This window comes from Kibdelosporangium phytohabitans (assembly GCF_001302585.1).
Lineage (GTDB): Bacteria > Actinomycetota > Actinomycetes > Mycobacteriales > Pseudonocardiaceae > Kibdelosporangium > Kibdelosporangium phytohabitans.
Genome location: NZ_CP012752.1, coordinates 9747783 through 9761557, shown reverse-complemented (window position 1 = coordinate 9761557; position 13775 = coordinate 9747783). Strand labels below are relative to the sequence as shown.

14 protein-coding genes are annotated in these 13775 nt (G+C 68.4%); 13 read left to right on the top strand and 1 reads right to left on the bottom strand.

Annotated features, from left to right (window positions below; genetic code table 11):
- Window positions 1-27: 27 nt before the first annotated feature.
- The 12 genes from nadA (at window position 28) to AOZ06_RS57380 (ending at window position 11983) form a co-directional block, all read left to right on the top strand.
- On the top strand, window positions 28-1026 hold the full coding sequence (gene nadA / locus AOZ06_RS43490; protein ID WP_054294705.1) for a quinolinate synthase NadA: 999 nt from the start codon (window positions 28-30) through the stop codon (window positions 1024-1026).
- Window positions 1023-2645, top strand: a complete 1623-nt coding sequence (locus AOZ06_RS43485; protein ID WP_083472326.1) for an L-aspartate oxidase — start codon at window positions 1023-1025, stop codon at window positions 2643-2645. Before nadA ends, AOZ06_RS43485 begins: the two co-directional genes overlap by 4 nt.
- Window positions 2642-3517: a carboxylating nicotinate-nucleotide diphosphorylase gene (gene nadC / locus AOZ06_RS43480; RefSeq protein ID WP_054294704.1), complete on the top strand. Its 876-nt coding sequence runs from the start codon at window positions 2642-2644 to the stop codon at window positions 3515-3517. Before AOZ06_RS43485 ends, nadC begins: the two co-directional genes overlap by 4 nt.
- Window positions 3518-3536: 19 nt before the next feature.
- Window positions 3537-5141 (top strand): ABC transporter substrate-binding protein, encoded by a 1605-nt coding sequence (locus AOZ06_RS43475; RefSeq protein ID WP_063810571.1) that lies wholly within the window; start codon window positions 3537-3539, stop codon window positions 5139-5141.
- Between the two features lie 10 nt (window positions 5142-5151).
- Window positions 5152-6303 carry an aminotransferase class V-fold PLP-dependent enzyme gene (locus tag AOZ06_RS43470; RefSeq protein WP_054297356.1) on the top strand — a complete coding sequence of 384 codons (1152 nt, stop codon included), beginning with the start codon at window positions 5152-5154 and terminating at the stop codon, window positions 6301-6303.
- Between the two features lie 21 nt (window positions 6304-6324).
- Complete coding sequence (locus tag AOZ06_RS43465) at window positions 6325-6699, top strand: metalloregulator ArsR/SmtB family transcription factor (RefSeq protein ID WP_236951926.1); 375 nt, start codon at window positions 6325-6327, stop codon at window positions 6697-6699.
- Window positions 6659-7195 (top strand): SRPBCC family protein, encoded by a 537-nt coding sequence (locus AOZ06_RS43460; protein ID WP_054294702.1) that lies wholly within the window; start codon window positions 6659-6661, stop codon window positions 7193-7195. Before AOZ06_RS43465 ends, AOZ06_RS43460 begins: the two co-directional genes overlap by 41 nt.
- A 717-nt stretch (window positions 7196-7912) precedes the next feature.
- Complete coding sequence (locus tag AOZ06_RS43455; RefSeq protein WP_054294701.1) at window positions 7913-8824, top strand: hypothetical protein; 912 nt, start codon at window positions 7913-7915, stop codon at window positions 8822-8824.
- 3 nt (window positions 8825-8827) lie between these two features.
- Window positions 8828-10147: a histidinol dehydrogenase gene (hisD, locus tag AOZ06_RS43450; protein ID WP_054294700.1), complete on the top strand. Its 1320-nt coding sequence runs from the start codon at window positions 8828-8830 to the stop codon at window positions 10145-10147.
- Complete coding sequence (locus AOZ06_RS43445) at window positions 10144-11232, top strand: histidinol-phosphate transaminase (RefSeq protein WP_054294699.1); 1089 nt, start codon at window positions 10144-10146, stop codon at window positions 11230-11232. The genes hisD and AOZ06_RS43445 overlap by 4 nt, the downstream gene beginning before the upstream one ends.
- Window positions 11229-11828 carry an imidazoleglycerol-phosphate dehydratase HisB gene (gene hisB, locus AOZ06_RS43440; RefSeq protein WP_054294698.1) on the top strand — a complete coding sequence of 200 codons (600 nt, stop codon included), beginning with the start codon at window positions 11229-11231 and terminating at the stop codon, window positions 11826-11828. The genes AOZ06_RS43445 and hisB overlap by 4 nt, the downstream gene beginning before the upstream one ends.
- The gene (locus tag AOZ06_RS57380) at window positions 11828-11983 is read left to right on the top strand and encodes a hypothetical protein (protein ID WP_157233567.1); all 156 of its coding nucleotides are present in this window, start codon (window positions 11828-11830) and stop codon (window positions 11981-11983) included. Before hisB ends, AOZ06_RS57380 begins: the two co-directional genes overlap by 1 nt.
- Here the strand turns inward: AOZ06_RS57380 and AOZ06_RS43435 are convergent.
- Window positions 11980-12480 carry a MarR family winged helix-turn-helix transcriptional regulator gene (locus AOZ06_RS43435; RefSeq protein WP_054297354.1) on the bottom strand — a complete coding sequence of 167 codons (501 nt, stop codon included), beginning with the start codon at window positions 12478-12480 and terminating at the stop codon, window positions 11980-11982. The two genes, AOZ06_RS57380 and AOZ06_RS43435, sit on opposite strands and share 4 nt — an antisense overlap.
- A 113-nt stretch (window positions 12481-12593) precedes the next feature.
- Here AOZ06_RS43435 and AOZ06_RS43430 point away from each other — a divergent pair, with 113 nt between their 5' ends.
- Window positions 12594-13643, top strand: coding sequence for a cytochrome P450 family protein (locus AOZ06_RS43430; RefSeq protein ID WP_054294697.1), 1050 nt, complete (start codon window positions 12594-12596; stop codon window positions 13641-13643).
- Window positions 13644-13775 lie beyond the last annotated feature (132 nt).

Here is a 13775-nt window from a genome sequence, read left to right as displayed (position 1 = left end):
CTGGAAACCCTGAGCTAGGAGGACCTGATGACGGCAACACTGACTCCTTACAGCGGGGTCGAGCCGGACGCGGCTTGGCGGGACGAAGTACGGCGCTTGGTCGAGCAGCGCGACGCCGTCCTGCTCGCGCACAACTACCAGCTTCCCGAGATCCAGGACATCGCGGACTTTACTGGTGACTCGCTGGCGCTGTCGCGGATCGCCGCCGAAAGCGACGCGTCCACGATCGTGTTCTGCGGCGTGCACTTCATGGCCGAGACAGCCAAGATCCTCGCGCCGTCCAAGACCGTGCTGATCCCGGACGAGCGCGCGGGGTGCTCCCTCGCCGACTCGATCACCGGCGCGGACCTGCGGGAGTGGAAGGCACAACACCCCGGCGCGGTCGTCGTGTCCTATGTGAACACCACCGCCGAGGTGAAGGCGGAGACCGACATCTGCTGCACCTCGTCCAACGCGGTCGACGTGGTCGCCTCGATCCCGGCCGACAAGGAGGTGCTGTTCTGCCCGGACCAGTTCCTCGGCGCCCACGTCAAGCGCGTCACCGGCCGCGACAACATCCACATCTGGGCCGGCGAGTGCCACGTGCACGCCGCGATCAACGGCCCCGAACTGGCCGAGCGGGCGGCGGCGAACCCGACGGCGGACCTGTTCGTGCACCCGGAGTGCGGCTGCGCCACCTCCGCGCTGTACCTGGCCGGTGAGGGGATCGTGCCGCCGGAGCAGGTCAAGATCCTGTCGACCGGCGACATGGTCAAGGAAGCCAAGGCGACCAACGCGACCTCGGTACTGGTGGCCACCGAGATCGGGATGCTGCACCAGCTGCGCAGGGCCGCACCGGAGATCGACTTCCGCGCGGTCAACGACCGGGCCTCGTGCCGCTACATGAAGATGATCACCCCGGCCGCGCTGCTGCGCAGTCTGCGGGAGAACAAGGACGAGGTGCACGTCGACCTCGACACGGCCGCCCGTGCGCGCGCCTCGGTGCAGCGGATGATCGAGATCGGCCAGCCCGGCGGTGGGGAATGAGCCCCCGCTGGGAGGCTCGCGCCGACGTCATCGTGGCCGGGACCGGCGTCGCCGGGCTGACCGCCGCACTGGAGGCCCGTGACCTCGGCCTCCGGGTCCTGGTCATCACCAAGGCGGCAGCCAGTGCGGGCAACACGCGCTGGGCACAGGGCGGCGTCGCCGTCGTCCTGCCGGGCGAGCACGACGAAGGCGACTCCGTCGCCGCGCACATCGACGACACGCTGGTGGCAGGCGCCGGCCTCTGCGCGGACGACGCGGTGGCCGCGATCCTGGCCGACGGTGCGGACGCCGTGACGCGCCTGCGCGCGCTCGGCGCTGTCTTCGACCCCGGTACGGACGGGAAACTGGCCCGGACCAGGGAAGGCGGCCACAGCGCGTTCCGCGTCGTGCACGCCGGAGGCGACGCGACGGGCGCGGAGATCGAGCGTGCACTGCTGTCCGCGGCGCAGGACGGCCGTGTGCCGTTGCTGGACAACCACATCGCGGTCGACACGGTCCGCACCGCGACCGGCGCGGTCGTCGGCCTGCTCGTCCTTGACCCCAACGGCGTGCCGGGCGTCGTGAGCGCGCCCGCGGTACTGCTGGCCACCGGTGGCCTGGGCCAGCTGTACCAGGCGACGTCGAATCCCGAAGTGGCGACGGCCGACGGCCTGGCATTGGCGCTGCGGGCCGGTGCCCCGGCCGCGGACGTTGAGTTCGTGCAGTTCCACCCGACCGTCCTGTACACGGGCCCGGGTGCGCGCGGCCGGTGCCCACTGGTGACCGAGGCTGTACGTGGGGAAGGCGCGGTCCTCGTCGACGCGCTGGGCGAGCGCGTGATGAAGGGCGTGCATCCGCTGGAGGACCTCGCGCCGCGTGACGTGGTGTCCGCGGCGATCACCCGCCGCATGGCGACAGAACCGGGCGGGGTGGGCGACCACGTCTACCTCGACGCAACCCATCTGGACGCCGAGCTGTTCCGGCGGCGCTTCCCCACCGTGCTGGCGGCGTGCCGGTCGATCGGCGTGGACCCGTCGGCCGACCCGATCCCGGTCTCGCCCGCCGCGCACTTCGCGTGCGGCGGCGTCGCGTCCACAGTAGATGGACGGACCGGTGTCATCGGGCTCTACGCTGTCGGTGAGGTCGCCAGGACCGGCCTGCACGGCGCCAACCGGCTGGCGTCCAACAGTTTGCTCGAAGGACTCGTCGTCGGTGCCCGTGCGGCACGGGCGATCGCGGCGGACATCGCGGCGTGCCTGCTGGCCGACCCGCGCGCGGCCGGCAAGGCGCCGCTGCCGACGGCCCCGGTCGCCGACCGGGACGTGCTGCAGCGCGTGATGAGCCGGTACGCCGGGATCGGCCGGGACGCCGAAGGCCTCGCGGTCGTCGGCTCGGTACTCGACGTGTCCGCTGTGGACACACTGCTCAAGACGAAGCAACGCGTCGAGGACGCGGCGCTGACATTGGTCGCACGGGCACTGATCGCGGCGGCGTCGGCGCGTACCGAAAGCCGCGGCTGCCACGTGCGAACCGACTACCCCGACACCGACCCGGCGTGGCAGCACAGCCTCGCGGTCCGGCTCAACCCGTCCGGTCAGCCCGTGCTGGCCGCACCGACCCCACTGAGGAGCGCGGCGTGAACGAACAGGAGACAGCCGAGGCACTGGGCGTCGTGGACCGCGCGCTCGCCGAGGACCTCCGCTACGGCCCGGACGTGACCACCGAGGCCACAGTGCCCGCCGACGCGGTCGGCACGGCGGCGATCACCCCGCGTAAACCCGGTGTGCTCGCGGGCATCGAGGTCGCGCTGGGTGTTTTCCACCGCCGCCTGTCCGATCTGGAGATCCTGACGGCTGTTCAGGACAGCACACGCCTGGTGCCCGGCGAACCCGTCCTGGTCGTCCGCGGCTCGCTGCGGGGCCTGCTCACGGCCGAGCGCACAGCGTTGAACCTGGTCTCGCACCTGTCCGGCGTCGCCACGCTCACCCGCGAATGGGTGGACGCGGTCGACGGCACCGGCTGCGTGATCCGGGACACCCGCAAGACCACACCGGGCATGCGGCTGCTGGAAAAGCACGCCGTGCGCATGGGCGGCGGCAGCAACCACCGGCTCGGCCTCGGCGACGCCGTGCTGATCAAGGACAACCACGTGCTCGCCGCCGGTTCGATCACAGCCGCGTTCACCGCCGCTCGCGCCCACGCGCCGAAGCTGCCGTGCGAGGTGGAAGTGGACACGCTCGACCAGCTCGACGAGGCACTCGGCCTCGGCGTCGAACTGGTCCTGCTGGACAACTTCACGCCAGACCAGTGCGCCGAAGCCGTCCAGCGCGCGAAAGCCGCGGGCGGCCGGACCGAACTCGAAGCATCCGGCGGGCTGACGCTCGACGTCGCACGGGCATACGCCGAGACAGGAGTGCACTACCTGGCCGTCGGTGGCCTGACGCACTCCGCGCCGATCGTGGACATCGGGATGGATCTCGCTCCGGTGGAAAGCGCGGCAGCCGTTTCGTAGGGACGCTAGGGTGCGCAGTGTGCCCCGTAGTCGAATCCTGTTGAGCTCTGGCGCGCTCTGTACCGTCCTCGGGCTGGTCGGCTGCACGGCAGCGCCGACGCCGACCGCCTCCGGCAGCACGGACAGCACCGCCCTCGTGCTCGCGGTGCCGTCCGAACCCGCCAACGTGCACCCGTTGGCGGGATACGGCAAAAACGGTGCCGCCCAGGTGTACGACGGCCTGCTGGAGCACCAGGCGGACTCGGGCCTGCGCACGGCGCTGGCCGTCGAAATGCCGACGCCGTCGCCCGACGGGAAGTCGTGGACCGTGAAACTCCGCGGTGACGTGCGGTTCCACGACGGCAGCGCGTTCGACGGCCAGGACGTCGTCGCCACATACCGCGCGCTGCTGGATGCCGCGTACGACTCACCGTTGCGTGACCGCTACAGCATGATCACAGCGATCACGGACGTCACACCGCCGCCGGCGACGACCACGACAACCGTGCCGCCGTCGTCGTCGAGCCGGGCCGTGCCGCCACCGCGGACGGTCCCGGTCGGCAGCACGGTGCGGTTCGACCTCTCCCAGCCGTACGCGCCGTTCCTCGACCTGCTGGCGCTCGGGATCGTGCCCAGCGAGACGCTGGCGCAGCCCGGGCCGGTGGCCGAGTTGAAACCTGTCGGCACCGGGCCGTACCAGGTGGAGAACTGGCAACGTGGCACCAGTTTGACGTTGCGCGCCAACACGTCCTACTTCGGCGGCGCACCGACGGTCTCGAAGGTGACTGTCGAGTTCGTGCCCGACGACGACGCCAGGGTGAAGCGGATCAAGGATGGCAAGCTGGACAGCGCGGCACTGCCACCCGCACAGGCGAAATCGTTCGAGCAGTCCGATGTGTTCGCGGTCCTGCGCCAGCGCAGCGCGGCCGTGCGGGCGATCCAGATGCCTGTGGGCAACGCGGTTACGGCCGACGCGCACATCCGGCTGGCGTTGAACTACGCCGTGAACCGCAAGTCGATGATCGACGGTCCAATTGCGGGACACGGCATCGAAGCCTTCACACCGCTGTCGCCTGTGCTGGCGGAGTTCTACGAGCCGACGGCGAAGTTCTCCTACGACGTGCCGACCGCCAAGTCGCTGCTCGACTCAGGCGGGTGGGTCACCGGCTCGAACGGTATTCGCACCAAGAACGGTGTTCCGGCACAGTTCGTGCTCGCATACCCCGCCGGTGACACGGTCGCCCGTGACCTCGCCACATCCTTCGCTGCCGACGCGGACGCGGTAGGCGTCAAGGTCCAGACACGGGTGGGCGCCGCGGCGACGGGCGAAGCCGCGGTGATCGGCTCGGGCGACCCGTTCGACCCCGACCTGGCCCTGTACCCGCTGATGCGGTCCGCGGATCCCAAGATCACCACGTCACTGAACGCGGCCAGGGCGATGACAGACCCGGCGCAACGCGTCGCCGAATACCGCAAGCTGCAGCGCACGTACATCGAAGCCCCCACCATGGTCGTGCTTGTCGGTCTCGAGCACACGTACGTCCTGCGCCGCAACTGGACCGGATACCAGGCCGTGGTCGACGCCGACAGCCAGGACCCCACCTGGGGCGCTTGGTGGAATCTGTCCCGTTGGCAACCCAGGTAGCTTGCACTATGTGATCGACCTTGACGCAATACGCGCTGACACCCCCGGCTGCCGTGACCTGGTTTTCCTCGACAACGCGGGCTCGTCACTGCCGCCACGGCAGGTGCTGGACGAGGTCCAGGCGCATTTACGACGTGAAGCCGAAGTAGGCGGCTACCGTGCCGCGGCCGAGCGCGCGGAAGACCTCGAAGAGGGATACGCGGTGTTCGCGGAACTGCTCGGCTGCGAGCCCCACGAGGTGGCGTTCACCGACAGCGCGACACGGTCGTGGCTCGCGGCTGTCGACGCGATGTCCCTGTCACCCGGCGACCGCGTACTGGTCACCGAAGTCGAGTACCACAGCAACGCGCTGGGCCTGCTGAACCTGGGGATCAAGATCGAACGGATCCCGTCGGACCCGTCGGGCCGCGTGGACGTGGACGCGCTGCGGGACATGCTGGACTCGCGCGTCCGGCTGGTGTCGCTGGTGCACGTGCCGACCAACGGCGGCCTGGTGAACCCGATCGAACCGGTGGTGGAAGCCGCACACTCGGTCGGCGCGCTGGTGCTGCTGGACGCCTGCCAGTCGATCGGCCAGTTGCCTGTCGACGCGGCCGCGCTGGGCGTGGACGTGATCTCCGGAACCGGCCGGAAATGGCTGCGCGGCCCGCGAGGCACGGGCGTGCTCGTGATCCGTGACCAGACCGGGCTGCGGCCCCGGTTGATCGACGGCAAGGCAGCCGTGTGGGAGGACTCGGACACCTTCACTGTCGCCCAGGGTGCGCGGGCGTTCGAGTTGTGGGAGTACGGGGTGGCCGAACGCCTCGGCTTGATCGCGGCGGCCAAATACGCCCTGCGCCTGGGGATTTCCGAGATCACCGCCGCCGTGTCGGCGAACGCCTCGCTGGCGAGGTCGCTGCTGGCCGGGATTCCCGGCGTGACACTGCACGACCTGGGCGGCGACAAGAGCGGGATCGTGAGCTTCACGAAAGCGGGCCGATCCGTGGAGGAAGTGCGAGACCGGTTGTGGGACAAGGGGATTGCGGTGTCCTGCTCGTACTCCTCGTCGACTCGGTACGACATGACACGCCGGGGTATCGACGCGGTGGTCAGGGCTTCGCCGCACTACTTCGTCTCACCGGAACAGGTGTCCGAGTTCGCCCGGGCATTGACGGACGTGTAACCCATTGGTTACGCTTCCGCTGTGGTTGACCTCGTCGCGGGCGCGATAGCGGACCCGGTGCGCAGGCAGATCCTCGAGATGCTGCGTGCCGGACCGCTGCCGGCCGGGGTGATCGCGGACCGATTCGCGATCACCCGCCCCGCGATCAGCCGTCACCTGCGCGTGCTGCGGGAAAGCGGGCTGGTGCGTGACGAAACCGTTGGACGGCAACGGGTATACGCACTCGACCCGACCGCACTCGACGAGCTCAAGGCGTGGTTGGCCGAACTGACCATGCCCGCGGCCGTCTGGGAACAGCGACTGGACGCGCTGGAAACCGAGGTCTACCGAACCCGACGCGAACGGAGAGCGGACCGTGAAACCAATCCCGACCGGAAAACTGGTTCCGACGGATAAGGGCTACGACCTGGTGCTGACCAGGACCTTGAAAGCGCCGATCGACGACGTCTGGGCAAGCCTGACGGAGTCGTCGCGAACCAGCCGCTGGTTCGGCCCATGGGAAGGACGAGGAGGAACCGGCAGCACGGCGAAAGTCCAGATGCTGCACGAAGAAGGCCAGCCGTGGATGGACATCCACATCGACCTTTGCGAAGCGCCGACCAGGCTGGCCATCTCGACCGAGCCGGACGCGCACGGCGTCTGGCACATGGAAGCCCGGTTGTCGCACAGTGCCGGGGTTACTGAGCTCAACCTGATCCAGCACGTCGAGCGCACCGACATCGTCGGCAGCACGGGTCCGGGCTGGGAGTTCTACCTCGACATGCTGATCGCGTCCCGCGAGGGCGAACCGCTGCCCAGCTTTGACGACTACTACCCGTCGCAGCAGAAGTACTACGACGACCTGGTAGCCGCCGCCGAAAAAGAAAGCACCGCATCCAACGCCGAACACTGAACTCTGAATGCAGGCCGGTGGGGGTGTGATGTCAGACGTGAACACTGAATGCTGAATGCTGAATGCAGGGCGAGCGGCGAGCGGCGGGGGCCGAGGTGTCGGGGCCTGATGCTGAACACTGAATGCAGGCGGTGGAGCGTTGCTCGATGCGGGTTTGCACTCATAACGCTGAATGCAGACGGTGTGTTGGCTCTGGACGCGCGACGCTGAGTGCAGGCGGTGGGTGTTAAGGGGCTGAACGTTGAATGCTGAACGCAGGGGTGGGCGTTACTCGCCAGTGTGAAAGCGGAACCCTGAATACAGGGCGGCGCGGGCTGAGTGTCGGGTCGGAATGTCGAACACTGAGTACGCGAGATTGAACGCCGAATACTGAGTGTGCGAGATTGAATACCGACACTGGCGAATGAAGACGAGGTCCAACAAGCCGCGTCGCCGGGGTTGCCCTTATTTCGGGTTACCGGTGGGGTCCGACAATCCGGTGCGGCCGGACTGTTGATGCCGTCGGACAGTCGGTGGCCCAAACATTCGGGCGCAATGGCTGGACAGTCGGTGGACTGGCCACTCCGCACAATGGCTGGGCAGTCGATGCGGCTGGACGGTTGGTGGGGGTGGGTGTGGGGCAGGTGGTGCTGCCGGTAAGTCGACGCGATCCGGGTTCCGCGTCGTCAGCCGGGAAATAGCGCGCGATCGGAAGCGGTCTCTGGCAACGTCGGCACGGTGACGCTCATCGATCGGATCGAACGGACAACCGGAGTACCCGGTCTGCCTGGTCTGCTCGCCGACCTCGCGCCGGCGGACTTGCGATCCCTGCTGCTCGACGTGCACAGGAGACAAGCGGCCAAACGCACCCCGGCGCAAGTTCTGGCGCAGTACAAGCGCGATCGGTTCACTGGAGTGGCCACAGTGGACCCAGTCAGTCAAGCCGAGTATGACCTGTTCGCGTTCAAGACGCTGCGGGACAGGGGGTACACGCCGGTCGAGTTGTCGCCGGTAAGCCCGCTGGGCACGGTCAGCGTCCTGTCCGGGACGGACCAGAATCGGGTTGTCACCACCGCGCGGGGCTCCGAGGTGATGGCTGACTCGACCAACGCGTTGGCGTTGGAGTCTGCTGTTCGCAGGTCGGGACGGCAGCCGGTGCGTCTGTGCGCGTCTCACCGGCTGCTGCGGGCCCAGCCGTTTCCGCAGGGATGGTCGTCACATTTCCGGCTGCTTGCGTTGACTGTCGCGGGCCGTGATGAAGGTTCGTTCCGCTTCGAAACCGGCAGTCTGTGCGCACAACTGAGCGCGATGGTTGCGTTGATCGAGCATTTGGCGGACGTTCAGGTGCTGGTCACGGTCCTCGACGAGAGTCGTCGTGATGCCGTCGCCGAGCGTGTCATCGAGCGGCTGAGAGGCGAATCTCCGCAGGTCAAGGTTGGTTTCGACGATGAGAGGCAGAAGGGTCGTGGCTACTACGTCGACGCGTGCTTCGAGCTGAGGGCGGGTGACGTGTCACTGGCGGACGGTGGTTTCACCACGTGGACACGCCAGCTGCTCGGCAACGCCAAGGAGCGGCTGCTGACCGGCGGCCTCGGTGTCGACCTCATGCACGCCAGGTTCGGCCCACGACGAGCCGACCTTTACTCTTGAGTCATGCTCAGCCGCATCGATCTGCGTGGCCGTGTGCCGTCGTCCGCCGAACTGCGGGCTGCCCTCCCAAGGGCTGAGACGGATGTGGACGTGGTGCTCGACCGCGTCCGTCCGTTGGTCGAGGCGGTCCATCATCGCGGTGTCGAGGCCGTGCTGGAGTTCACCGAGCAGTTCGACGGCGTGCGGCCCGCTGCCGTCCGGGTGTCGGCCGAGGACCTGGCCACCGCCGAGCGGGAACTCGATCCCAAGGTGCGGGAAGCGCTGCTGGAGACCATCGAGCGGGCTCGCAAGGTGCACGCCGACCAGCGCCGTACGGACACCACGACGCAGGTCGTCCCAGGGGGGACGGTCACCGAGCGTTGGGTCCCTGTGCAGCGTGTAGGCCTGTACGCGCCGGGTGGCTTGGCGGTCTATCCGTCCAGTGTGGTCATGAACGTCGTGCCTGCGCAGACTGCGGGTGTCGAGTCGCTTGTGGTGTGCTCGCCGCCGCAGAAGAACTTCGGCGGCCTGCCGCACCCGACCGTGCTCGCGGCGTGTGCCCTGCTGGGCGTGGAAGAGGTCTGGGGCGTCGGTGGCGCGCAGGCGGTGGCGCTACTGGCCTACGGCGGCACGGACACCGACGGTGCTGAACTGGCGCCGGTGGACATGGTGACCGGTCCGGGCAACATCTACCTGACCGCGGCCAAGCGTTTGCTCCGCGGCTTGATCGGCATCGACTCCGAGGCCGGCCCGACCGAGATCGCGATCCTGGCGGACGACACCGCCGACCCGGCGCACGTGGCCGCGGACCTGATCAGCCAGGCCGAGCACGACCCGCTCGCCGCCAGCGTCCTGGTAACCACGTCCGACGACCTCGCCGACCAGGTGGACGCCGAGCTGCGCCGCCAGGTCGCGGCGACCAAGCACGACGAGCGGGTGACCACCGCGTTGTCCGGCAAGCAGTCCGGCTGCGTCCTGGTGTCTGATGTGGACACCGGGCTGAAGGTCGTCGACTCGTACGCGGCCGAGCACCTGGAGATCCAGACGGCCGGCGCCCGCGAGGTCGCGGCGCGTGTCCGCAGTGCGGGCGCCATCTTCATCGGCGCGTATTCGCCTGTGTCGCTTGGGGATTACTGCGCGGGGTCGAACCACGTGCTGCCGACGGGCGGCTGCGCGCGACATTCTTCCGGCTTGTCAGTGCAGACATTCCTGCGGGGCATCCACGTCGTGGACTACTCCGAGGACGCCCTGCGCGAGGTCGCCGACAAGGTGATCGCACTCGCCGATGCCGAAGACCTCCCCGCGCACGGCCAGGCCGTCGCCGCGAGATTCGAGAAGCGATGAAAGACGTCAAGCTGGAAGACCTGCCGCTGCGCGAAGACCTGCGCGGCCGCACACCGTACGGCGCGCCGCAGCTCGACGTGCCGGTCCGGTTGAACACCAACGAGAACCCGTACCCGCCGCCGCCGGAGCTGGTGGCGGACGTGACCGCGGCCGTCGAGGAGGTCGCGCGTCAGCTGCACCGCTACCCGGACCGGGACGCGGTCGCGTTGCGCGAGGACCTGGCCGCGTACATCAGCACAAGCACGGGCTACCCGGTCACGTCAGCGAACCTGTGGGCTGCCAACGGGTCCAACGAGATCCTGCAGCAGATCCTGCAGGCGTTCGGCGGCCCTGGACGGGCCGCGGTCGGGTTCGAGCCGTCGTACTCGATGCACCCGATCATCTCCGCCGGCACCAAGACCGAGTGGGTGCCCGCGCCCCGGCGTGCCGACTTCTCGCTGGACGCGGTGCAGGCGGTCGGGATCGTTCGCGCGAAGCGCCCGGACGTCACGTTCGTGACCAGCCCGAACAACCCGACCGGGCAGGCGATCCCGTTGGCGGACCTGCGGGTGCTGATCGACGCCGCGCCGGGGATCGTCGTGGTCGACGAGGCCTACGCCGAGTTCTCGGCTCAGCCGAGCGCGGTGTCCCTGCTGGACGACTTCGGCCACAAGATGGTCGTGTGCCGGACGATGAGCAAGGCGTTCGCGTTCGCCGGGGGACGGCTGGGCTATCTGATCGCCGCGCCCGCCGTGGTCGACGCGTTGCAGCTGGTCCGGCTGCCGTACCACCTCTCACTGCTCACCCAGGCCGCCGCGCGGGCCGCGCTGCGGCACGCCGGCGCCACACTGGCGTCGGTCGCCAAACTCGCCGCCGAACGCGACCGGGTCGTCGAATCCCTCGCCGGGATGGGGTACTCGCCGGTGCACAGCGACGCCAACTTCGTCCTCTTCGGACCGTTCGGTCCCGGCGCGTGGCAGTCCTACTTGGATCGCGGCGTGCTGGTCAGGGACGTAGGCATCGCCGGGCACCTGCGCGTCACCATCGGCACACCGGACGAGAACGACGCGTTCCTGGCCGCCAGCAAGGAGATCATCGCCTCATGAACCGGATCGGCAAGGTCGAGCGGAGCACCAAAGAGTCGTCCGTGCGCGTCGAGATCGACCTGGACGGCTCAGGCAAACTCGACATCGGCACCGGCGTGCCGTTCTACGACCACATGCTGACCGCGTTCGGCGCGCACGGCTCGTTCGACCTGGTCGCCCGCGCGACCGGGGACGTCGAGATCGACGCGCACCACACGGTCGAGGACGTGGCGATCGTGCTGGGCCAGGCGATCAGGGAAGCACTCGGCGACAAGGCGGGCATCCGCCGTTTCGGCGACGCGTGGATCCCGATGGACGAGACGCTGGCGCACGCCGCGGTGGACGTTTCCGGCCGCCCGTTCTGCGTGCACGTCGGCGAACCCGAGCAGTTCAACGCGTTCACGATCGGCAACAACTACCCGTTCGTGCTCAACCGGCACGTGTTCGACTCGCTGGCCTTCCACGCCCAGATCGCGCTGCACGTCCGCGTGATCCACGGCCGCGACCCGCACCACATCACCGAGGCGGAGTTCAAAGCCGTGGCGAGGGCGCTGCGCGCCGCCGTCGAGCCAGACCCTAGGGTGAGCGGGGTCCCGTCGACGAAGGGTGTGCTGTAGTGCCCAAGGAAGTGCCGATCATCGGCTTGATGATCCTGGCCGGGTTCCTGCTCGGCGGTGTCTACGCGGCGTGGAAGACGGCGAAGGTCTTCGCCGTGCTGCTCGGCGCGCTCGCTGTGCTGGCGGTCGGCGGCGCGGTCGCCTGGATGCTCTAGAGCGAGCGCAGCGTCGACCGCAGGCCGTCGAGAAGGTCCTCGAACCGCGCCAGTTCTTCCGGTGAGTACCGGCTGACCAGGTCACCCAGCCGTGTGTTGAACGGCTCGAAGAACTCCCGCGCGGGCTCTTCGATCTGCGGGCTGGCCCGGACGGTCACTTTGCGCCGGTCAGCGTGTTCACGTGTACGCACGATGTGACCGAGTCGCTCAAGGCGGTTGAGCAGGTTCGTCGTCGCGCCCGTGGTCAGTGAGAGCCGCGTGCTCAGCTGCGTGGGGGACAGCGGCGTCCCGCTGTCTTCGGCGTGCAGGATCTCCACGAGTGCGGCCGCCTCGGTCGAATGCAGACCGAGCCAGGCGGCGAACTTGTTCGTGATGTCGGTGTAGTCCGCGCCGAACGCCCGCAGCCCGTCGAGGATCTTCAGGGCGTGCTCGCTGACCTCGCCTTGCGCCGAGTGCGGGCGCAGTGGGCGGGGTTCGGGGTTTTCGGCGTGCGTCATCGCCACTTGGCTGCCCTACCTCCACCTTCAACCAAGCTCGTGCTGTGTTGACAAGGTACCTTCCCCGGGTGATAGCTTCATGGTGAAGTTACTTTCTGGGGAAGGTTGAACGGATGATTGATCCCTTCACGGCGGCCACGCGCGGGATGACGGAGCCCAATCCGGTCCCGGAGGCGTTGCGCGCGGCCGGTCCGCTGGTGGCGGTTGACGCGCCCGCGGGCGGCCAGGTGTGGATCGTGACCGACGGTGACCTGGTCAAACAGGTGATGGCCGATCCGCGGATCGTGAAAGACCCGGCGATGGCGCCGGAGGACTGGGACCCGATGGTCGCGGGCCTGGAACCACCGGCGGCCCTCCGGCCCTCGTTGACCACATTGGACGGCCCGGCGCACACCGCACTGCGCCGGGTCCAGGCGCCGCTGCTGACCGGCAAGCGGATCCGTGAGCGGCAGGACCGGATCGAGGAACTCGCCCACGAAATGCTGATGGGCCTGGGCGAAGGTGCCGTCGACCTGATGGCGGACTTCACGGTCCGCTTCCCGCTCGCAGTCCTGCTGGACATGATGGCCATCCCGCCGGAGAACGTCAGCAAGGCCGTGGACGCCTGCAGGCACATGGACGTCGACCAGGTCGCCGCAATCGAAACACTGATGGACATAGCAGCGACCGCGCAGGAAAACGGCCTGGCAGCGGAACTCCGCGAACGCCTGGCCGGTACACCCGAGGACGAACTGCGCTACCACTTGTTCGGCCTGATCCTGGCCAGCCAGGTGACCACGGACGCGGCAATCGGCTACGTGGTAGCCCGGATGCTCGGAACCCCGAGCGACGACCCGGTGGCGGAAACGTTGCGGGAGAACCCGCCCGCACCCTTCAGCCTGTGGCGGTTCACGGCGGGGGAGATGGAGCTCGCCGGAACGCGACTGCCTGCCCGAGCTCCGATTCTGGTGGACCTCGCGGGTCTGGGACTGACATTCGGCGCGGGTGCCCACTATTGCGTGGGTGCTCAGCTGGCGCAGGCCGAACTCCATGCTGTGCGGAAGGTTCTGGCCCGTGACTTCCCGTCGGCGCGTTTGACGGTTCCGTACGAGGAGCTCATGCAGGTCGTGCTCGGCGGTATTGCCGGAACCCGGTTGAAGGAGCTGCCTGTGGTTCTACGGTAGATACGCCCTGCGGTGCTCGGCACAGAGGGAAAGGCGCAGGCCTTCAGGTGTGGTGGTGCGGGAAAGGCCGCCCCAACGTCGATTCTTGTCCAGCTCGAACAGCATCGCTTCGAGAGCACGGAAGTCCGCGTC

Coding starts and splice junctions, on each gene's coding strand:
- AOZ06_RS43445 (WP_054294699.1), top strand. CDS start 10,144: ATGAAAGACGTCAAGCTGGAAGACCTGCCGCTGCGCGAAGACCTGCGC.
- nadA (WP_054294705.1), top strand. CDS start 28: ATGACGGCAACACTGACTCCTTACAGCGGGGTCGAGCCGGACGCGGCT.
- AOZ06_RS43435 (WP_054297354.1), bottom strand. CDS start 12,480: ATGACGCACGCCGAAAACCCCGAACCCCGCCCACTGCGCCCGCACTCG.
- hisD (WP_054294700.1), top strand. CDS start 8,828: ATGCTCAGCCGCATCGATCTGCGTGGCCGTGTGCCGTCGTCCGCCGAA.
- hisB (WP_054294698.1), top strand. CDS start 11,229: ATGAACCGGATCGGCAAGGTCGAGCGGAGCACCAAAGAGTCGTCCGTG.
- AOZ06_RS43430 (WP_054294697.1), top strand. CDS start 12,594: ATGATTGATCCCTTCACGGCGGCCACGCGCGGGATGACGGAGCCCAAT.
- AOZ06_RS43485 (WP_083472326.1), top strand. CDS start 1,023: ATGAGCCCCCGCTGGGAGGCTCGCGCCGACGTCATCGTGGCCGGGACC.